At 70.3% G+C, this 20,679-nt stretch carries 17 protein-coding genes and 1 pseudogene; 4 read left to right on the top strand and 14 right to left on the bottom strand.

Annotated features, from left to right (window positions below; all coding sequences use genetic code 11):
- Window positions 1-3 precede the first annotated feature (3 nt).
- Genes BLV72_RS36795 through BLV72_RS36785 form a run of 3 tightly spaced genes read right to left on the bottom strand, consistent with a single transcriptional unit; the run spans window position 4 to window position 3,504 of the window.
- Window positions 4-1,074 carry a FecCD family ABC transporter permease gene (locus BLV72_RS36795; protein WP_093467833.1) on the bottom strand — a complete coding sequence of 357 codons (1,071 nt, stop codon included), beginning with the start codon at window positions 1,072-1,074 and terminating at the stop codon, window positions 4-6.
- Window positions 1,071-2,129, bottom strand: a complete 1,059-nt coding sequence (locus BLV72_RS36790) for a FecCD family ABC transporter permease (RefSeq protein WP_093467832.1) — start codon at window positions 2,127-2,129, stop codon at window positions 1,071-1,073. Before BLV72_RS36790 ends, BLV72_RS36795 begins: the two co-directional genes overlap by 4 nt.
- 19 nt (window positions 2,130-2,148) lie before the next feature.
- Window positions 2,149-3,504 (bottom strand): lysine N(6)-hydroxylase/L-ornithine N(5)-oxygenase family protein, encoded by a 1,356-nt coding sequence (locus BLV72_RS36785; protein WP_093467830.1) that lies wholly within the window; start codon window positions 3,502-3,504, stop codon window positions 2,149-2,151.
- Between the two features lie 238 nt (window positions 3,505-3,742).
- On the opposite strand from BLV72_RS36785, the gene BLV72_RS36780 reads away from it, so the two are divergent.
- A complete protein-coding gene (locus BLV72_RS36780) occupies window positions 3,743-4,690 on the top strand; it encodes a methionyl-tRNA formyltransferase (protein ID WP_093467829.1) in 948 nt (315 codons plus the stop codon).
- Between the two features lie 98 nt (window positions 4,691-4,788).
- On the opposite strand, the gene BLV72_RS36775 is transcribed toward BLV72_RS36780, so the two are convergent.
- Window positions 4,789-5,481, bottom strand: coding sequence for a TOPRIM nucleotidyl transferase/hydrolase domain-containing protein (locus BLV72_RS36775; protein WP_093467827.1), 693 nt, complete (start codon window positions 5,479-5,481; stop codon window positions 4,789-4,791).
- A 108-nt stretch (window positions 5,482-5,589) separates the two neighbouring features.
- Complete coding sequence (locus BLV72_RS36770; RefSeq protein ID WP_093467826.1) at window positions 5,590-6,624, bottom strand: LacI family DNA-binding transcriptional regulator; 1,035 nt, start codon at window positions 6,622-6,624, stop codon at window positions 5,590-5,592.
- Between the two features lie 346 nt (window positions 6,625-6,970).
- Between BLV72_RS36770 and BLV72_RS36765 the strand changes: the two genes are divergently transcribed.
- From BLV72_RS36765 to BLV72_RS36755, 3 genes are all read left to right on the top strand, one after another.
- Entirely contained in the window at window positions 6,971-8,176 is a 1,206-nt protein-coding gene (locus BLV72_RS36765; protein ID WP_093470764.1) for a Gfo/Idh/MocA family protein, read from the top strand.
- 25 nt (window positions 8,177-8,201) lie between these two features.
- A complete protein-coding gene (locus BLV72_RS36760) occupies window positions 8,202-9,200 on the top strand; it encodes a sugar phosphate isomerase/epimerase family protein (protein WP_093467824.1) in 999 nt (332 codons plus the stop codon).
- Between the two features lie 93 nt (window positions 9,201-9,293).
- Window positions 9,294-10,178 carry a sugar phosphate isomerase/epimerase family protein gene (locus tag BLV72_RS36755; RefSeq protein WP_093467823.1) on the top strand — a complete coding sequence of 295 codons (885 nt, stop codon included), beginning with the start codon at window positions 9,294-9,296 and terminating at the stop codon, window positions 10,176-10,178.
- A gap of 95 nt (window positions 10,179-10,273) precedes the next feature.
- Here the strand turns inward: BLV72_RS36755 and larC are convergent, their stop codons facing one another.
- From larC to BLV72_RS36705, 9 genes and pseudogenes are all read right to left on the bottom strand, one after another.
- A complete protein-coding gene (larC, locus tag BLV72_RS36750; protein WP_244321193.1) occupies window positions 10,274-11,485 on the bottom strand; it encodes a nickel pincer cofactor biosynthesis protein LarC in 1,212 nt (403 codons plus the stop codon).
- Window positions 11,478-12,161, bottom strand: coding sequence for a nickel pincer cofactor biosynthesis protein LarB (gene larB / locus BLV72_RS36745; protein ID WP_093467819.1), 684 nt, complete (start codon window positions 12,159-12,161; stop codon window positions 11,478-11,480). The genes larC and larB overlap by 8 nt, the downstream gene beginning before the upstream one ends.
- Complete coding sequence (larE, locus tag BLV72_RS36740; protein ID WP_167746463.1) at window positions 12,158-12,982, bottom strand: ATP-dependent sacrificial sulfur transferase LarE; 825 nt, start codon at window positions 12,980-12,982, stop codon at window positions 12,158-12,160. The genes larB and larE overlap by 4 nt, the downstream gene beginning before the upstream one ends.
- 280 nt (window positions 12,983-13,262) lie before the next feature.
- Window positions 13,263-14,570 (bottom strand): annotated as a pseudogene (locus BLV72_RS36730) (lactate racemase domain-containing protein); the annotation flags it as partial.
- Between the two features lie 422 nt (window positions 14,571-14,992).
- Entirely contained in the window at window positions 14,993-15,232 is a 240-nt protein-coding gene (locus tag BLV72_RS48980; RefSeq protein WP_208905847.1) for a hypothetical protein, read from the bottom strand.
- Between the two features lie 62 nt (window positions 15,233-15,294).
- A complete protein-coding gene (locus BLV72_RS36720; protein WP_093467815.1) occupies window positions 15,295-16,560 on the bottom strand; it encodes a 2Fe-2S iron-sulfur cluster-binding protein in 1,266 nt (421 codons plus the stop codon).
- Entirely contained in the window at window positions 16,557-17,453 is an 897-nt protein-coding gene (locus BLV72_RS36715; protein WP_093467813.1) for an FAD binding domain-containing protein, read from the bottom strand. The genes BLV72_RS36720 and BLV72_RS36715 overlap by 4 nt, the downstream gene beginning before the upstream one ends.
- Before the next feature lie 8 nt (window positions 17,454-17,461).
- A complete protein-coding gene (locus tag BLV72_RS36710; protein WP_093467811.1) occupies window positions 17,462-18,241 on the bottom strand; it encodes an enoyl-CoA hydratase/isomerase family protein in 780 nt (259 codons plus the stop codon).
- Window position 18,242: 1 nt separating this feature from the next.
- On the bottom strand, window positions 18,243-20,675 hold the full coding sequence (locus tag BLV72_RS36705; RefSeq protein ID WP_208905846.1) for a xanthine dehydrogenase family protein molybdopterin-binding subunit: 2,433 nt from the start codon (window positions 20,673-20,675) through the stop codon (window positions 18,243-18,245).
- Between the last annotated feature and the right edge of the window lie 4 nt (window positions 20,676-20,679).

Genomic DNA, 20,679 nt, shown 5'->3' with positions numbered 1-20,679 from the left:
CATCTATCGGAGATTCGCCCGCACCAGCAGATAGACGAGGAAGGGGCCGCCGATCGCGGCGGTGACCACACCGACCGGGAGGGTGATCGGCAGCGCCGTGCGCGCGACCAGGTCCGCACCGATCAGCAGCAACGCTCCCACCATGCCGGAGGCCACCATCGGCGGCGTAGGGCACCTCGCCAGACGCATCGCCACCTGCGGCGCCACCAGCGCGACGAACGGGACCGGACCCGCCGCGCTCACCCCCACAGCGGCCAGCAGGACCGCGCACAGCAACAGCACCGCCCGCACCATCGCGTACCGGACGCCCAGGCCCGCGGCGACCTCGTCGCCCAAGTGCATCGGCTTGAACTGGAACGCGACACAGAACACGACGGCCAGGAGGACGAGCGTGCACCACAGCGCCACCCGGACCTCGCTCCACGAGCGGTTCTCCAGCGAGCCGACCAGCCATGCCTGGGCCCGGGCAACATCCTTGATATCGGCCGTGACCAGCAGCCATGTCGTGATCGCCTCCATCATGGCGCTCACCGAGATGCCGATGAGGATGAGCCGGAAGCCGTCGATCCCGCGCCGCCACGCCAGGAAGTACACCAGCAGCCCCGTGCCGAGACCGCCCGCGAGCGCCGCCGAGGACAGACCCACCGCGCTCACGACCGCCGCGGCGGTCCCGCCCGACACCGTCACCAGGAACACCGAGACCGCGCCGGCGCCCCCGGTGATCCCCAAAATGTCCGGGCTGGCCAGCGGATTGCGGGCGATGGACTGCGTCAGCGCACCGGAGACCCCCAGCGCGATCCCCACGACGAGCCCGGCCAGGGCGCGCGGCATCCGCAAGTCCATAATCACGAACTGGTCGACCCGCTCACCCCCGCCGAAGATCGTGGCGATCACCCTGGACAGCCCGATGGGGAAGTCACCGACGCCGATGGACAGGCAGAACACCAGGAAGGTGGCCGCCGCCAGCAGCAGCGTGACGCAGACGAGCCAGGGCCGCCATACGAACGACACCCGGCCGAGCCGCACGCCCGGCACCACCGGCGCCACCGATCGCTTCACATCTGTCCCGTTCATGCGCTCTTGAACTTTCCGAGCCATACCAGGGCCGCGAAGAACGGGGCGCCCAGCAGAGCCACGACCACACCCGCGTCCAACTCGCCCGGCCGCACCACCAGGCGCCCCACGATGTCGCAGAGCAGGAGGACGACAGCGCCGAGCAGACCCGCGTACGGCACCAGCCAGCGGTAGTCCGGCCCGGTCAGATACCGGGCCACATGAGCCACCATGAGCCCGAGAAACGCGATGGGGCCACACGCCGCCGTCGCCGCGCCCGCCAGCAGGGTGATGGCGGCGATGCCGACGGTCCGGCTCAGCGCGATGTTCACGCCCAGCCCCCGCGCCACATCGTCACCCAGGTTGAGCAGGTTGAGGGCAGGCAGCGTGGTCACCGCCAGCACCAGCCCGACCGCGATGAACAGGGCCACCGGCCAGATGACGTCGAATCCGACACCGGCCACGGAGCCCGCGTTCCAGAACCGCAGCGCGTTCAGCGACGCCTGGTCCGAGAGCGCGACCGCCGTGGTCATCGCCGCCAGGAACACGGTGATCCCCTGCCCGGCCAGTGCGAGCGTCAGCGGATTGCCGGCCCCTCGTCCGATGCTCGCCAGCCCGAACACCACGACACCGGAGCCCGCCGCCCCCAGGAAGGCGAACCAGACGTACTGGAACGGGTCGGCGAACCCGAACACGGCGATCACCGACACCACGGCGAACGAGGCGCCGGAGTTCACCCCCAGCAAGCCCGTGTCGGCGATCGGATTTCGCGTGTACCCCTGGATCAGCGCCCCGCCGACCCCCAGCGCGATGCCCGCCACGATCGCGAGCACCGTCCGGGGCATCCGCACGGTCCGCACGATGAGTCTGATCTCGGTGAGCCGCTGGTCGGAGTCCGGCGCCGCGAACAACCCGTGCCACACCTCGGCGGGGCTCAGCGCGCGCGCACCGACGGCCAGCGACACCGCCGCCGCGATGACGAGGACCGCCACCAGCGTGCCCAGACCCACCACCCGCCGCCGACGGGCCTTTGTTGTGCCCCTGGTCAAGGGGCGTTCCATCGCAGTCGTGCCCATGTCTCAGTACGTCATCCCCCTAGCGAGCGGTGCTGCCGACTCCGTCGGCGACCGGCCGGGCCCCGTCGGAGGCGAACGGGACGCCCCGGTCGATGAGCGAGTCCAGGATCTCGCCGACCCGGGTCGCGGTGTTGGACAGCAGGGAGGAGGTGATGCCGTGGGTATGCTCCGTACCGCCCTGCAGATAGATCCCGCAGCGCAGCCCGGGAATCGTCGCGACGCGGTAGTCACGCTCGACACGGATGCGGCCCTCGTCGTCACGGAGGCAGCTCTCGGCGACCTCGCCGAGGAGACCGAGGGGGTCGGCGGGGCTGTAGCCGGTGGCGAAGACCACCACATCCGCGTCCAGGAGCGTCTCCTCGCCGGTGACGAGGGACGTCACGGTGGCACGGACCTGCGTCGCCGTCTCCTTGACGTCGGCGAGCCGGGACACGTTGAGGAAGCGCAGCCGCTCCACGCCGAGGACCTTCTCCTGGTACATCTGCCGGTACAGGTCGTCGATCAGGTCGATGTCCACCACGGAGTAGTTGGTGTTCCCGTGGTAGTCCATCAGCCGGCGCTTGACGTCCTCGGGCGCGGCGAAGTACTCGTCGACCGCCTCGGGGTCGAAGATCCGGTTGGCGAAACCGCTGTCGTCCGCGGGGCTGTAGCCGTAGCGGGAGAAGACCGCGCAGACCTCGGCCTCCGGGAAGCGGCGGTGCAGGTAGGCGACGTTCTCGGCGGCACTCTGCCCGGCGCCCACGACGATGAACCGGGAGGGCGAAGTGCCTTCCAGGGCGTCGGCCTTCGCCAGCAGTTCAGAGGTGTGCCAGACGCGGTCACCGCGTTCCACCCCCTCGGGCATGAAGGGACGCAGCCCCGTACCGATGACGAGGTTGCGGGCGCGGTGGACCGCGAGCCCCTCCCCCGACCGGACCGTCACATCCAGGTACTCCACGGCTCCGTCACGGACGACAGGCGCCACGCCGACGACCTCATGGCCGTAGGAGACCATGTCCCCGACCTTGGCCGCGGCCCATTCGAAGTAGTCGTGGAACTCCACCCGCAGCGGGAAGAGGTTCTTGTGGTTGATGAAGTCGATCAGCCGCCCCTTGCTCTTCAGATAGCAGAGGAAGCTGAACTCACTGGCCGGGTTCCGCAGCGTCACCAGGTCTTTGAGGAAGGACACCTGCATGGTCGCGTCGTCGATCAGCATGCCTCGGTGCCAGCCGAAGCGCGGCTGCTGCTCGAAGAAGTGAGCGCTGATCTCCTCTCCCCCGGCGGCGCGTGCGTTGTGCTCGCTGAGTGCGATCGCCATGGCCACATTGGACGGCCCGAAACCGATGCCAATGAGGTCGTGGACCACTGATGCGCCACCAGGAAGAACCTGTGACATGTCACTCCCATCGTGCGGGGCAATCGCCTGTCAGGCGTGGGGAAGCCGCAGTGGGCAGGCCGATGAAGCGGCACGCCCACTGAAACTTAGGTGAGCCTAAGCTAAACCCGCGAACCTGTCGATAGGGCGGATCAGGCAATCACGCCCGCCAACTACCCCATTTCATACACCCGTTGCAGGCTAAGGTAAGCCTTGCTTTACTTGCTCCCGGCCATCCCCTGCTTCGAGGAGGAACCCCATGCGGGTCGTCATGTTCGGTTACCAGACCTGGGGGCACCGCACCCTGCAAGCCCTCCTGGACTCCGAGCACGACGTGGTACTCGTCGTTACGCACCCCAAGAGCGAGCACGCGTACGAGAAGATCTGGAGCGACTCCGTCGCCGACCTCGCCGAAGAGCACGGCGTCCCGGTGCTGATCCGCAACCGCCCTGACGACGACGAGCTGTTCGAGCGCCTCAAGGAGGCCGACCCGGACATCATCGTGGCGAACAACTGGCGCACGTGGATCCCCCCGCGCATCTTCGACCTGCCCCGCCGCGGCACGCTGAACGTCCATGACTCGCTGCTGCCGAAGTACGCCGGCTTCTCCCCGCTGATCTGGGCCCTGATCAACGGCGAGCCCGAAGTCGGCGTCACCGCGCACATGATGAACGACGAACTCGACGCGGGCGACATCGTCCGGCAGGAGGCGGTTCCGGTCGGTCCGACCGACACCGCCACCGACCTCTTTCACAAGACCGTCGACCTCATCGCCCCGGTCACGATCGGAGCGCTCGACCTCATCGCCTCCGGGCAGACGGAGTTCACCAAGCAGGACCGGTCCCAGGCCAGCTTCTTCCACAAGCGGTCCATCGAGGACATCCGCGTCGACTGGACCTGGCCGGCGGAGGACCTCGAACGCCTGGTCCGCGCCCAGTCCGAGCCGTACCCCAGCACCTACGCCTTCCATAAGGGCAAGCGCCTCGAAATCCTGGCCGCGGTGGTGTCCCAGGGCCGGTACGGCGGCACTCCCGGCCGCATCTTCTACCGCGAGGGCGACGGCGTGGTGATCGTCGCCGGAGCCGACGCCCGCACCGGCCGCAACCACGGCCTGGCCCTCACACGTGTACGGACCGAGGACGGCCATGAGATGGCCGCCACGGAGTACTTCACCTCCATGGGCGGCTACCTGACCAGCCGCCCCTGACGCGGCAACGCACCACAGCAACTCCCGTGGCCCGAAGGGACATCGCCACCGCGCGGACCGGAGGTCCGTGCGGTGGCGATTCGTCGTCGGCCCGGCGGTCAGAGGCTGGTGAGCAGGCCGTCGAGTGGGGCGGGTATGCGGTCGGGGTCGAGGGCCTCGGCGAGGACGCGACCGTAGTGGATCTTGCGCCCCTTCTTCGTGCCGAGGAAGCGCCGCAACTGCTGCTGTGAGGTGCGGCCCCGCTGTGCGGGCTGGCGCAGGAAGGTCTGCAGGGCGCGCAGGTCGCCCTCCGCCCGGATGAGCTCCTCCACCCGGGTCACGCCCAGCGCGCGGATGAGCTCGTCCTCCAGATCCACCGCGCAGACGAAGATCCGTCGCTGGGCCGGATCGGGCTGTGCCGCATGAGGCTGCGCTGCGTTGAGCTGTGCCGCGTTGAGCTGTGGCGTACTGGGCTGTGCCGCATTGGTCCGCTCCAAGCCGCGCGCGTAGTAGCCACGCTCCGCCTCGTCGCACAGTCCCGTGAGGCGAAGGCCCAGGCCGCAGGGCCCGAGGAGGCGGGCGAAGCGCCCGACACTCATCGCGCCGCCCATCGACAGGACGCAGACTCCCTCGGCCGCCAGGTTCCGTCCGCGACTCGCGGCCAGCGCGCCGACCGCTGCGACATCACTCGGGCCTTCGAGCAGGACGGCCGCCCGGACGGGCAGCCGCGCGGCCATCTCGCGCGCACGGTCGCCGGGCCCACCGGCCGCCCACGCGATGACCGCTTCCCGGAACGCCCCCATGTCTGCCATGAGAGGAGTCTCCGCCCATTCCGGCCACCACGGTAGGGTATTTCCGCCGGCTCGTCGCTCGCCGGCGAGCGGTCGGCCCCGACGGTGCCAACGAATGGAGCCGCCCGCTCAGGCCGGGCCGGCTGTGCTGCCGCGTACGACGAGACGGGGCGGGAGAACGACCTCGCGGGGCTCGGTGCGGCCCTGGTCGAGACGTTCGACGGCCGCGGCCACCGACTGCCGCGCCTGCTCCCGCGCGTTCTGACTGACGGTGGTCAGGTCGAAGCAACTGAGCCGGGAGAGGGTGTCGTCGTCGTATCCGGCCACGGACACCTCGCCCGGGACGGCGATGTCGGCACGGGAGAGGGCGGCGAGAACACCGATGGCGCACTGGTCGTTGAAGGCCACGACCGCGGTGGGCAGCTCGCCGCTGTCGAGGAGGTGGCGAGCGGCGCGCTCACCGGCCGCTTCGGTGTTGTCGCCGTGCAGGATCCGGATGTGCGCGCCGAGGCCATGGCGGCGCATGGCCGTACGGTAGCCGCGGCGCCGGTCGGTGGCGATGACGCCGCCCTTGCCCCCGTCCACGTAGACGATCGCGCGGTGGCCGAGGCCGACCAGATGGTCGACGGTCTGGCTCACACCGTCGTCATCGGCGGTGCGGACGACATCCAGCTCGGCGTCGGCGATCCGGCGGCCGACGGCGATCACCGGGGCCTTGCGGTCGAGGGCGGCGAGGGTGTCGGCGGGACCGGTCGGGCCGAGCAGGATCAGGGCCTCGCTGCGGAAGGCCAGCAGGGTCTCGACGGCGGTGTGCTCGTCGCGGGTGCGGGTCTGCGTGCTGAGGACGAGGTCGTAGCCGACCTCCTCGGCGGCCGTGTGCAGGTGCTCGACCAATTCGGCATGGAAGGGGCTGTGGATGTCGACCATCACGCCGAGCAGCCGGGTGCGCCTGCTGGCCAGCAGGCTGGCGGTGCGGTCCGCCTGGTAGCCGAGGTCGGCGGCGGCCTTCAGGACGCGCTGCCGTGTGCGTTCGCTGGGGCCGGGCACACCACGCAGGACCAGGGACACCGACGCCGTGGACAGCCCCACCCGGGCGGCCACGTCCTCCAGCCGGGGGCGCTTGTCCGCGCCACTTCGGTGGCGCTCGGAGCCGACGTCATCCACTGATACCTCCCGCGGCCATCTCCTCGGGCAACCCCTTGACACCCCCAGGAAACGCGCCGATAGTACCAGGGATTTAAAGCGCTTTAAAGCTCGCGAACAACGTCTCCGCGGGCAAGGCCGACCCCCCGTATTTCGCCGCGAAGGGGACCCGGTGATGGCCAGGGCCCGGTCCACGGCACGGGCGGCGAATCCTTCGTGGCCGCCGTGGAAACACCCGCGTCATCGCGTAGCGACAACCTATTGACATGACATTTGAGCCCGGGCATCGTATTGCGCAAGCTGATCTTAAAGCGCTTTAAGACCAGCACCGCCCCGGAGTCCGACCCTCACCGTGAAAGGCACCTACATGCCCACCCACCCCAGCTCCGGCAAGCCCCTCTCCGTGGCGGTGATCGGGGCCGGAATGGCCGGCCGCACCCACGCCGCGGGCTACCGCAACGTGAACACCGTCTACGGCGCCGGGCTGCCGCCGGTCCGCCTGGCCGCGATCGCCGACGCCAACATCGAGCTCGGTGAGGACGCCGCCCGCCGCTACGGGTACGAGAAGGCGCTTCCGAGCTGGGAGGCCGTCGTCGAGGACCCGTCCATCGACGCCGTCAGCATCGTCGTCGGCAACGATCTGCACCGGCCGATCGCGGAGGCGCTCGTCGCCGCGGGCAAACACGTGCTGTGCGAGAAGCCACTGGCCGGCTCGCTCGCGGACGCCCGTGCGATGACCGAGATCGAGCGCACCGCCGATGTCGTGACCGCCGTGGGATACACCTTCCGGCGCTCCCCCGCCATCGCCGCGATCCGTGACCATGTCCGAAGTGGCGAGTTGGGCGACCTCAGCCTGTTCAGCGGCCGGTACTGGTGCGACTACGCCACCGACCCGAACGGGCCGCTGAGCTGGCGGTTCAAGGGCGGCCCCGGCTCCGGCGCGCTGGGGGACGTCGGCGCGCATGTCATCGATGTCGCCGAGTACATCGCCGGACCCATCGCCTCGGTCTCGGGCGCCTCGCTGTCGACGCAGATCCCCAAGCGGCCCCTGCCACTGGGCGCGGTCGTCGGGCACAACGCCGCGCCCGTCTCGGACGAGGTGGGAGAGGTCGGGAACGAGGACACGGCGTCCTTCACCGCGCGCTTCGAGTCCGGTCTGGTGGGCACCTTCTCGCTGTCGCGCACCGCCTTCGGCCTGCCCAACGGGCTCTCCTTCGACGTCGTGGGGCTGGGGGGCCGGGCCGCGTTCGACCAGCACCGGCCGGCCGAGTACCTCTTCGACGACGCGCAGCCGGAGGCCCGCACACGCGGCGCACGCCACATCATCGCCGGTCCGCAACTGCCGTACTTCGCGGGCGGCTACCCGATGGAGGCGCCGGGCGTGGGTGGCGGCAACGCCGAGATGTTCACCTACCAGGCCCGGGCCTTCCTCGACCAGGTGGCGGGGGTCACCGAACCACTTCCCGCCTGCGCCACGTTCGCCGACGCGCTGCGAACCATGGAGATCATCCAGGCGGTCGTCGCATCCTCCCGCAACGGTGGCGCGGTCGCCACGGTTCCGCCCCACGCCTGACCCGACCACACCGAAGGAGAAAGCAATGGCCCTCAAACTCGGCGCCTACACCGCCTGTCTGCACGACCGGGCCCTCACCGAGGCCCTCGACGTGTTGCGGTCCAACGGCCTGACCTCGGTGGAGGTCAACACCGGTGGTTTCATCCCCGCCCCGCACTGCCCGGTCGACCTGCTGTTGTCCTCGGCCACCGCGCGCGAGGAGTACCTGGCGACATTCGCCGACCGCAGGATGGAGCTGACCGGGCTCAACTGCAACGGCAACCCGCTCAACCCGCTCCCGGGGGTCGGGCCCAAGCACGCCGACGATCTGCGCCGTACCATCCGGCTCGCGGGCCTGCTCGGTGTGCGGCACGTGGTGACCATGTCCGGCACCCCCGGCTCGGACCCCGACGCCAGGTATCCCTCCTGGGTCGTGAACCCGTGGGACGGCGTCTATATGGACGTCCTGGACTACCAGTGGGGGGTGGCCGTCGAGTTCTGGACGGAGATCGACGCCCTGGCCCGCGAGAACGACGTACGGGTCGCCATCGAGATGCACCCGCACAACGTGGTGTTCTCCCCCGTCACACTGAAGCGCCTCATCGACGAGACGGGCGCGACGAACCTCGGCGCCGAGATGGACCCGTCGCATCTGATGTGGCAGGGCATGGACATCGTCGCCGCCATCAAGTGGCTGGGCCCGCTGGTGTTCCACGCCGCCGCCAAGGACGCCATGCTCTGCCCCGGCGCCGACATCCGCGGCGTATTGGACACGTCGTTCACCCGGGTACCGGCCGATGCTCCCGGCAAGGTGCCCACCGGCTACGGGTTCTGGTGCAACGCCTGGCCGGAGAATCCCGCCTGGAAGTTCGTCGCCGTCGGCATCGGACACGACGTCGCCTACTGGACGGAATTCCTGCGCGCCCTCGCCGAGGTCGATCCCGACATGGCCGTCAACATCGAGCACGAGGACGCCGCGTACTCCCAGACCGAAGGGCTCGCCCTGGCCGCCAAGAACCTGAACCAGGCCGCGGCCGCTGTGTAACGGCTCCGGCACGTGGCCCCCATTGCCTCGTTCCCGCGGGACGGGCACCGGGCCACGCGGCACCACCCACACCCATCACGACGGAGGACAGCGGTGAAACTCGCCCTGGATCCACAGATGTTCTACGCGACCCACTCCGTGCTGGAGCTGCCCGATGTGGTCGCGCGCATGGGCTACTCCTGGATGGAGCTCTCGCCCAAGGCCGATTTCATTCCCTTCTTCGGCCACCCGCGCGCCGACGACGCCACGGTCGCCAAGCTGCGCAAGCGGGCCGCCGACGCCGGGGTGGGCATCGCCTCGGTACTGCCGGTGCAGCGCTGGTCCGGCCCCGGGGAGGAGGAACGGCAGGCCGCGGTCCGGGCCTGGAAGCGGGCCATCCGGATGACCGTCGATCTGGGCGTCGACACGATGAACTCCGAGTTCAACGGCCGCCCCGAGGCGGCGGAGTTCGCCGAGAGCCAGTTTCTGCGCTCGATGGACGAGTTGATCCCGCTCTTCGAGCGCGAGGGGCTGAAGCTGGCGCTCGAACCGCACCCCGACGATTTCATCGAGGACGGCCACGCCGCGGTGAACCTGGTGCGCGGGCTCAACCGGGACTGGATCTCGTTCCTCTACTGCACCCCGCACACCTTCCACCAGGGCAATGACGCCACCGGCGTCATCAGCCACGCCGGCGAGAAGGTCACCCATGTGCATCTGGCCGACACGCTCGACCACACCGCCTCGAACGGGCTGCGCTACATCGTCAACCCGCCCGGCTCGCCCGCGCGGGTGCACCAGCACGCCGAAATCGGCCGTGGCGAGGTCGACTTCGACGAGGTGTTCGCCGCGCTCGCCCCGGTCGGCTTCGACGGCGTGGTGTCCTCCTGCGTGTTCGGCTGGGAGGAGCAGGCCGCCGAAATCAGCGTCCGCCAGCGGGAGAAGGCCACCGCCCTGATCGAGAGGTACTTCGGCGCCGGCACACTCGGCGGCAGCTGACCCCGGGACCCGCCGCCGGCGGCGAAGCCGTACGCGGGGCTGCCGGAGAGGGGTCGGCTTGGCAGGCGGCGACGGCGCCCCTCCCCGGACCGGTTTCACGGGTCCTGGCGCTGGAACTCGGTCATCAGCTGATCCACCACCACACGCAGCGGCAGATCCAGGGCTTCGGCCGCCGATTCCACATCGGAAAGCTCCGGTTTGACCGTACGGCTCCCGTCTCCGACTTCGGACACCTTGACGCTGATGCGCTGCCGTCGCCCCTCCGGTCCGACGGCCACGGTCACCGACCGGCGGGGAAGGGTGGCCCGTTGCCAGGACGACCAGCGCACGCCCACGGTGGTGGTGTGGCGGAACACCGTGTCGACGATCGCCCCCCGCAGGCTCTCGTCGCACAGGGCGGTGAGGACCTGCCCGTGCCTGCCGTGCCGGGCGGTGATCGGGCTCGTCCAGCAGTCCCAGGCACCGGCGGCCCGGACCGCGGCGAGCACCGACGGCCACAGCTGCGGATCCAGGTCGTCGATCGTGGCTTCGACCACCAGCACATCGCCGGAGGGCCGGCGTACGGTCTCCTGGGCGGTGCCCAGGACGACCCGGGTGATGTTGGGGCGGTCGGCGGGGTCCCGGGAACCGCCGCCGATGCCGACTCTCCGGACCGTCATGGCGGGAAACACCCCGGGCCGGGCGAGCGCCGCGACCAGGGCCGCCCCGGTGGGGGTGGTGCGTTCCCCCTCCAGGTCTCCCTCGGTCAGCGGCAGGCCCGCTCGCGCGGCGATGCCCAACACGGCCGGGGTGGGCACCGGCAGCCGGCCGTGCTCGGCGCGCACAGTGCCACTTCCGGACGCCAGTGGCGAGGTGGTCACCACGGGGCTTCCGGTGAGCAGCCCGAGGTCGTCCAGCGCCGCCGCGCAGCCCACGACGTCGGCCAGCGCGTCCAGCGCCCCCACCTCGTGGAAGTGCACCGCGGTGGGGGCGGTTCCGTGCACGCCGCCTTCGGCGTGAGCGAGCACGTCGAACACCCGCCGGGCGTAGCTCTTCGCGTCCGGGCCCAGCTCCGCCGCCTCGACCAGCGCCAGGACGTCGTCCAGGTGCCGGTGCACCGGAGGTCCCGCGGGAACGCGGACCTGGGCGCGCAGACACCTGAATCCGCCGCGCCGGTCGGGTTCCGCGTGTACGACGACGCCGAGACCGAGCGACGCTACCGCGGCGGCGACCCGGTCATGGGCCGCGCCCGCGTCGAGGAGGGCGGCCATCAGCATGTCGCCGGCCAGCCCGGACGTGGCGTCGATCCAGCAGGCTCGCTCAGCCACGGCACGCCACTTTGAGGATCTTCGCCACATGCACGGCAGCGCCGAAGCCATTGTCGATGTTGACCACGGCCAGCCCAGGGCTGCAGGACGACAGCATGGTCGCGGCGGCGGCGACGCCCCCGGCGGCCACGCCGTACCCGACACTGGTCGGCACACCGACGACCGGGGCCGCGACAAGCCCGGCGACCACGCTCGGCAGGGCTCCGTCCATTCCCGCCACGACGACGAGACAGTCCGCGGCGCGCACGTCGTCCAGCTTCGCCAGCAGCCGGTGGAGTCCGGCCACTCCGACGTCGGCCACCACCTCGGCGCCCACGCCCAATGCCGTCAGCGTGACCAGGCATTCGCGGGCCACCGGCAGGTCGGTCGTCCCCGCGGTCAGGACCAGGGCTTGCCCCGTCGGTGGTGGCGGCTCCCCGACGGTGACCGTCGCGGCCGTCCGGTCGACGCTCACCACCTCGCCGGGAAACGCCTCGGCCGCGGCGTCGAGAACCGCTTCCGGGCAGCGGGTCGCCAGAGCCGGGCCGGTGCGGTCATGAGCCCGCAGCTCGGCCAGCAGCCGTAGCGTCTGCTCGGGCGGCTTGCCCGTACCGAAGACCACCTCCGGGACGCCCGTCCGCGTCCTGCGGTCCACATCGAGCCGGGCGTACTCGTCGACTCCGACCGCCCCGCTCACCGGCTTCGCTCCACGGGAGTGATCGGCAGGTTCAACGAACCGGAGCGGAAGGGCTGTTCGTCGATTTCCACCTGGTCGTAGCCGGCGGCCCGGACGGCCGCCACCACCGCGGCGCGCTCCCCGGGATCGCCCACCCGCACGAGTTCTTCGGCGGCCAGCTGCACCCTGCCGAGGAGCCCGTGGTGCCGCACTCGCAGAACCCGGTAGCCGAGCCGCTTGAGCGCCAGCTCCGCCCTGTCGACCTGCGCGAGCACGGGAACGCTGACGGCCGTGCCGTACGGAAGGCGGGAGGCCAGGCAGGGGGAGGCCGGTTTCTCGGCGGTGGGCACGGCCAGGTCGCGGGCCAGCGCCCGGACGGCTTCCTTGCCGAGACCGGCCTCCAGCAGGGGATGCCGTACACCGCGCTCGGCCGCGGCGCGAAGCCCCGGGCGCCAGTCGCCGACGTCGTCGGCGTTCGCGCCGGACAGCACCGCGGCGTAGCCACGCCGCACGGCGAGTTCATCCAGCCGGTCGTAGAGTTCGGACTTGCAGTGGTAGCAGCGGAAACGGTCGTTGCGGCGGTAACCCTCGCGGGCCAGCTCGGCGGTGTCGACGACTTCGTGGGCGATACCGACCGAGGCGGCCACCGCACGCGCCTCCTCGAGCTCGCCGGTGGCCAGCGCGGACGACACGGCCGTCACGGCCAGCGCCCGTGGCCCCAGCGCTCGCGCCGCCACCGCCGCGACCAGCGACGAGTCGACGCCGCCCGAGAAGGCGACGACGGCACTGCCGACGGCGCCGATGCGCTCGGTCAGGGCCTCCAGCGGGGTGGTGGTGTGCACGGTCAGCCCTCCTTGGGTTTCTTCGCCTTCGCGGCGGCTATCAACTCATCCGACGGCCACCCGTCGTCGAGCGCCTGGCATACCCGCAAAAACGCCCCCGGGTCACGGCCGTGCCGGCGGGCGGCCAGGGTGATCGGCTCCCGCGGAGCTCCACCGCAGTAGACACAGCCCACTCCGATGGCGGACAGCAACCGCGTCGCGGAGCCGTCAGGATGCCGCCTGATCAGTTCCGTGATGGTGGTCGACCCCCGGACCGGTGGCCGGGGTGGCCCGTCCACACTCACCGCAGCGCCTCTTGCGGGAAACGCAGGGGCTGGGCGTCCAGTCGGACCAGTTCGCGGGGCAACTGATACCGGGCGAAGGGCAGGATGGCCACCTTGGCGTCGGGGCCATGGCGCTCCATGGCCGCGGCGAACGCCACATCCAGCGAGGTGGTGGCGTCGATGCCGATGTCGGCCGCCATGGCGAGGTTCTCCTCGAGGGTGACCAGGGTCAGGTGCTTGCGCACCATGACCTCGTAGATCGGGGCCCAGATGCAGCCGGCCCACATCTGGATCTCACGGGCGTGGATGTCCTTGAGCAACCGGTGGTATCCGGCCTCGGAAGGCGGCATGTAGGGCTTCATCAGATCCATCAGGGCCAGCCCGGGGAAGAAGCCCGTCTCGGTCCGCACACCGGGCGAGGGACTGGTGTAGATGACGGTGCCGCCGTCGCGCACCACATGGTCGGCGGACATGCAGCCCCAGCCGGTGTGGAAGAACAGATGGTCGGTGGGCGCGAACACCCCGCAGATGACGATGTCGGCCGGGCCGCTTTCGGCGACCGGGCTGTCGAAGGCGTAGATCTCGTTGAACCGCTCGATGGTCCTGCGGTGCGACACCGGATGTGCCCCGAAGTTCATCTCGATCACCTTGCCGCGGGTGTCGAGCAGGACGTCCAGGGTCGCGGTGAGCCCGGCCATCGTGGCGATCTCGTCGATGTCCGAGCGCATCGGCCCGGCCAGCGCCCCGTAGTGCGTCTGGGGCGACATCACGAAGTTGCCGTGATTGGCCTCGATGGTGATGTCGGCGCACACTCCCGGCATGACCAGCTTGCCGCCTCCGCCGTAGCCCCAGTGGTTGGCCTGTGCCTGTCCGATCGCGATCACCACGTCGTGGCTGGTCACGGACTCATGCACCCATGCGGGTGTGCCCCGCGAGGTGACGCCGAGGTGGGTGTAGACGTCGTAGTTGAGGGGATCGTTCTGGAGCAGCGGGATGCCCAGCCGGGCCATGCGCGCGAGGTTGTCCCGGCCGACCTTCTGCTCGATGTCGCGCCGCGACATCGAAATGACCTTGCCGTTGCCGGTGATGACGGTGGCCTTGGTCGTGCCCGCCCGTTCGATCTCGTCGAGTACCGCCGGAAGGATCTTCGAGGCAGGTGTGGGCCGGAACTGGTTGTCGATGATGACCGTGATGCTCCGGCCGCCCTCGAGCAACTGCGCGAGACTCGGCCCCGCCACCGGGTTGGCCAGTGCGCGCCGCGCCTCGTCGGTGGTGTTCGGCACCGCGGGGGGTTCGTCGGGGTAGATCGCCGCGAGCAGGTTGCGCTCGGGATGTCGAGTTCGAGTTCTTCGCGGCGGACGTTGCTTTCGTCGTCCATGACGCCGATGGTCAGCGGGTCCAGCGACTCATAGGGGATGCGTGCGTGGAATGTGCCGGTCATCGTCGACCCTCTCCCGACAGGTGGCCCCGCATCGCGGCAACGATGCTCAACGGACCGTATGCTTCATACCATCTGTTCAAGATTTTGGACGCTAGGCGAGATTTCAGACCCTGTCAACGGCCCCGCCATCACGGTTTCCGACCCGTTCCTGCCGTCGGCCGAAGGACACCGAGCCCCGGGTCCCCGGGACGGCGATGAGCGCGACGACGAAAACGAGGCTCGATCCGGCCAGGAAGAACACCAGCCGCGAAGGAACATGGGCGAGATCAGGACTGAGCAGGGTGCAGCCCGAATCCCAGCATGGTCCTACGGCTCGCCGAGCCGCTCGCTCAGCTCCCCCGCACCGATCGCCGCGACCACCACAGCCAGGCCGCAGACCAGCAGGATCGTCCCGCGCAGGCTCTCGCCGACGGGCACGATCTCACTGAGCAGGGTGGGCAGGAAGCCCGATGTCAGGTAGTACCGCGCCCCGCCACCAGCCGCGACGGCGATGTTCAGCGCGAGGACCTTCTTGCCCGTGCCGCGGAGGAGTGCACGGAACGGCACCGGCTCGGGGGCCCGGCCGGCCTCGCCCCCGTCCCAAGCCGGTGAGTCGTAACACCTGGGTCCTAACGCTCCTTCTCGCGGCCGCCGCGCCGACGCCTTCCGCCCCTGCGCAGCAGCCGCTTGACGCGGTCGAGCAGGGGGGCGAACACCAGGCTCAAGGCGCTGGGGGCCTTCACCGGGCCGGACGGGGCCTGCCCGGATGCCGCCGCTTCGGTGACGGCGTCGGCGAACTGCTCGAACATCCGACGGCTGACGTCACCGGCGAGAGCGCGCCCGAACTGGGCGATGCGGCCGGTGAGATAGACCTTGGCGTCGGCGTGCATGGCGGTGCCGGTCTCCGTGGCCTCGGTGGTCAGGGTGATGTCCGCCTGTGTCTGCGCTCCACCGGTGTCCTGCCCTTGCGCGATGGCCCGCAGCCGACCGGCCGCACGGTCGTGTTCGAGGATCTGCGCCACCCCGTTGAACGTCAGTTTGACCGGTCCCACGGAGACCCGGGCCCGGCCCGCGTAGTGGCCATGGCCGTAGTCATCGGTGAGTTCCGCGCCCGGCAGACAACGCGCCAGCAGGTGGATGTCGTCGAGAACGCCCCAGACCCTGTCCTCGGGCAGGTCGATCCCCGTGGTGATCCGCACCGCGATCGTGGGATCGCCGCCCGGCAGCACGATGTCCTGGGTGCCCGACGACGCCGCGTTCTCGGTCTCGTCCGGGCCGTCGGACGCGTCCGCGCCCTGCCCGGCACGGCCGACGAGCGCCGTGCGCCCGCAGTTGCCCGGCGCGGGGACGCCCTCGGGGTGTGCGCGCCGGGTCTCGTCCACCGCGGTGAGGATGTTCCGGTACCCGGTGCAGCGGCAGATGACGCCCGACAGCTCCTCCGGCAGTTCCTCCTCGGTGACGTCCGGCTGGTTGGTCAGCAGGTCGTAGGAGCTCATCAGGAATCCGGGGGTGCAGAAGCCACATTGCAGGGCGTGGTGACGCCCGAACGACTCCTGCAGCGGGTGCAGGGCGTCGGGTCGTCCCAGGCCCTCGACGGTGACGATGTCCGCCCCGTCCAGCTGCACGGCGAACAGCAGACAGGCGCGGGCGGCCTCGCCGCCGACGAGCACGGTGCACATACCGCAGACTCCGTGCTCGCAGCCGACATGCGTACCGGTGAGGCCGAGGTGGTCACGCAGCGCGTCGGCGAGGGTGACCCGCGCCGGGAGGCTGAGCGCCGTGGGCGTCCCGTTGACGGTCATGCGGACCTCGACCGGATCGTCCGCGCCCGCCTTCACCGGGCGCGGTGTGAAGGGCACCCCCTCACCGCGGGGCACGGCTTCGTTGACGGTCACGTGGCCACCTCCTCGGCGCCGTCGCGGGCGCGCTCGTAAGCCTTGGACAGCTCCCGGCCGGCCAGGGCGAGAAGCAGCCGGCGCCGGTAGTCCCTGGATGCGTGGATGTCGCCGTCGGTGTCGACGATCTCGTCGGCGACAGCGGAGAGCGGCCCCTTGAGCCGGTCCGCGGGCGCGTCGCCGCTGTCGGTGACCGCGGCGGCGAGCTGCTCGGAGACGTCACGGGTGACCGGCCGGTCGGACACGCCGAACGCGGTCAGCGTCGCCTCCGGACGGCCGGCGCGCAGACGTACCCGCACGGCGACGCCCGCGAGCGCGAAGTCGCCATGGCGTCGGGCGATTTCGGCGAATCCGAACCCCTCCCGCTCGGCGGCCACGGGCAGCCGTACGGAGGTGAGGATCTCGTCGGGGGTCAGCGCGGTGGTCATCGCGCCGTGGAAGAACTCCCGGGCGGACACGCGCCGGTGGCCGCTCGGCCCGGTCAGCGTCAACTCCGCGTCGAGGCAGCAGGCCACGGCGGGCAGCTCGGCGGCCGGGTCGGCGTGGGCGAGGCTGCCGCACACCGTCCCCCGGCTGCGCAGTTCGCGGTGGCCCACCCAGGGCAGCGCCAGGCGCAGCAAGGGAACACTTCCGCTGAGCGGGTCCCGCTCCACACGGCGCTGCCGTACGACCGCGCCGATGTGCAGCGCCGATCCGGAGCGGGTCAGCGCCCCGAGTTCTCCGATGGAGTTGATGTCGATCAGCGTGTCGGGGCGGGCGAGCCGCATGGCGAGCACCGGTGCCAGCGACTGCCCACCCGCGATGACCTTGCCGCCCCCGCGGGTCTCCGCCAGCTCGGCGATCGCGTCGGACAGACGTGGGGGACGAACGTAGGCGAACGGTGCGGCTTTCATGGATCAGATCACCGGCCCTGGAACTTCGGGGCACGCTTCTCGCCGAACGCGGCGACGCCCTCGGCGAAGTCGTGGCTCGACCGCAGCATCGCGTACGCCTTGCGCTCCAGCTCGATCCCGGAGTAGAGCGGTGCGTCGACCCCCTTGTCGAGGACCTCCTTGGCGGTGCGCAAGGCCAGTGGCGAGTAGCCCAGCATGGTCTTCAGCACCCGCTCGACCTCCGCGTCAAGCGCCACGCGATCGGGCACCACGGCCGACACCAGGCCCCAGTCCCCGGCCTGCCGCGCCGTGATGCGGGTGGCCGTCATGACGTGGTACTTGGCACGGGAGAGACCGATGAGCCGGGCGAGGCGCTGGGTGCCGCCGGAGCCGGGAATCATGCCCAGGCGCATCTCCGGAAGGGCGAACTGGCTGCGCTCGGTGGCGATACGGATGTCCGTGGACAGCGCGAGCTCGAAACCGACACCGAAGCAGTAGCCGTCGACCGCGGTGATGACCGGCTTCGGGCTGCGGGACGGAGCCGTGATGTCCTGACCCAGGTCGGTGAGGTCGGCAGGCTCCACCTCCATGAAGCCGGCGATGTCGCCACCCGAGGTGAAGTGCTCGCCCTCGGCCCGGATGACCACGGCCTGGATGTCCTGGTCCGCGTCGACCTCGGCGAAGCGGTCGGCCATCACCTGGCGGGTCTCCATGGTGACGATGTTGTACTTGCCATGATCGAGGGTCAGGTAGGCGACACGTCCGTCGTGGCCGCGGTCCAGCCTGATCTGGCCTCCGGTCAGTGCCATGTCACAGGTCCCTTTCGCTGTCACTGCCGTTGAGCAGCTCGTTGAGTACGTTGCCGTGGAGGGGGAGGGTGGTGATGTCCACACCCGCCGGAGCTAGCGCGTCGGCGACCGCGCTGGCGATCGCGGCGGGAAGGCTCATGCTGCTGCCCTCGCCGCACCCCTTCGCGCCGAGGCGGGTGAGCGGGGAGGGCGTCTCGAGGTGGTCGCTGTTGAGCGCGTACCGCGTCTCCGCCGTGGTGGGGCAGAGATAGTCCATGAAGGTCGCCGTCGGTTGCCCGGCGTCGGTGTAGCGCATCTCCTCGAACATCGAGCCGCCTATGGCGTGTGCGAGCGCGCCGTGGATCTGGCCTTCGAGGAGCGTGTGGTTGAGGATGGTGCCCGGGTCGTGGACGGTCACCACCTGGTCGAGCCGGAGCTGCCGGGTCTCGGCGTCGATGCGTACGGTGACGAGCTCGGCGACGAATCCGTAACACAGGCTCGAGTTGATCTGATCACTTCTGCTTGCGGCCTTCGACTGAGGAGGCGTGAAGGCGGCCTCCTCGTACAGCCGCGCGGTGGTGCCCTCGGGCAGCGCACCGGGGTCCCAGTGGACCAGCCCGGCCGCGTGCCGGAACAGCGCCGCCCGCTCGGGCTCGTCCCGGACCCGGATGTGGCCGTCGGCGAGTTCCACCTCGTCCGGACGGACGTCCAGCAAGGTGGCGCCGGCGACCTTGACGGTCTCTGCGAGTTTTTCACTGGCTTCGACCAGTGCGCTGGTCAGCAAAGGGGCGAACCGCGACGAATAGCTACCGGAGGTCACTGTCCAGGGGGTGGTGGCGGTGTCCATCTCGACCACCGGACGGACCTGATCCAGCGGCAGCCCGAGCTGTTCGGCGACCACGGCCTGTGCCACCGTGGCGTGCCCCTGTCCCTGTGGCACGGTGCCCAGCAGGACGGACACGATGCCGTTGAGGTCGACGCTGACGCGCACGTGCTCGGTGGAGCCGGACTTGCCGCGCCCCGCCGTGCGCTGCTCGGCCGGGGTGGCCAGGCTCACATAGCCGATGTTGGTCGCCGACGGGTCGACGATGGTGGCGACGCCGATGCCGTAGTATTCACCGCGCTCACGCGCCGCACGCTGCTGTTCCCGCAGCGCCTGGTAGTCGGCGTTCTTCAGCAGCATGTCCATGGCGCGCTGGTAGTCGCCCGAGTCGTAGATGCCGCCGGTCGGAGTGGCGTAGGGGAATGCCTCACTGCCGACGAAGTTGCGCTGCCGCAGTTCGACCGGGTCCAGACCGCAGACCCCGGCAATCTTGTCCATCAGCCGTTCCAGGCCGAAGTACAGCTGCTGACCGCCGAATCCACGGTTGAGTCCGGTGGGTGTCTTGTTGGTCACGACCGCGCGGGAGCGGATCCGCACGGCGTCGATCGTGTACGCGCCGGTGATGTTGCCGAAGCAGCGGTACAGCGTGCTGGGCTCCGGCGGGCGGAGATACGCGCCGACGTTGTCCACCAGGTCCGCGCTGAGCGCCCGCACCTTGCCGTCTGCTGAGACCGCCGCTTCGAACCACATCACGCGGTCGGATCCGGCGGAGCTGGCGAGCATGTGCTCGATGCGGTCCTCGGTCCAGCGCACCGGGCGGCCGGCGTGCTTGCTGGCCAGCGCCATCAGGGCCACGTAGGGGTAGATGCCGGCCTTGATGCCGAAGCTGCCGCCGTTGTCGGACGGGATCATCAGCCGGACGCGGGAGGCGGGTACGCCCAGCGCCCCCGCCAGCACCGGAACCATGGAGAACGGGCCGTGGAAGTTCGCCCACGCCTGAACGGCCGGTCCGTCGGCCTCGTCCTGCCATTGCGCGATGACCGCGTAGCACTCCATCGGGGTCGAGGAGTACCGCGGGAAGGTGTACTTGCCCTTCACCACGTGGTGGGCGGTGGCGAAGCAGCCGTCCACATCACCGAATTCGAAGGTACGATCCGTCGCCACATTGCTGTCGGCGCCCTCGTGCAGTCGCGGGGCGTCGGGCAGGAGCGCCTTTTCGACGTCGACCACCGGGGGCAGCGGGTCGTAGTCGATCTCGACGAGTTCGGCGGCGTCCTCCGCGAGGTAGCGGTCCCCCGCCACCACCACGGCGACCGGTTCACCGACGAATCGGACCTTGTCGGTGCCCGTCGGGTAGTACGGCATGGGCGTCTTGAGGGAGAGCGGGAACGGCCGCAATGTCGCGGTGACCTCATCGGGACCGATCACGGCGGCCACACCGGGGTGCCGCCGCGCCCGTTCGAGATTCACACCGCGGATGCGGGCGTGAGGGTGCGGGCTCCGGACGACCGCGGCGGTCAGTGTGCCCGGCAGCGGGTCGAGATCGTCGAGGAAGCGGCCTCGGCCGGTGAGCAGCGCGGGGTCCTCGATCCGTGCGGTCGGCGGGCCCGTCCGTCCCATGGTCGCGGTCACGTGG

The organism is Streptomyces melanosporofaciens (assembly GCF_900105695.1).
GTDB classification, from domain to species: domain Bacteria; phylum Actinomycetota; class Actinomycetes; order Streptomycetales; family Streptomycetaceae; genus Streptomyces; species Streptomyces antimycoticus.
This window is presented reverse-complemented; position numbering and strand designations above follow the sequence as displayed.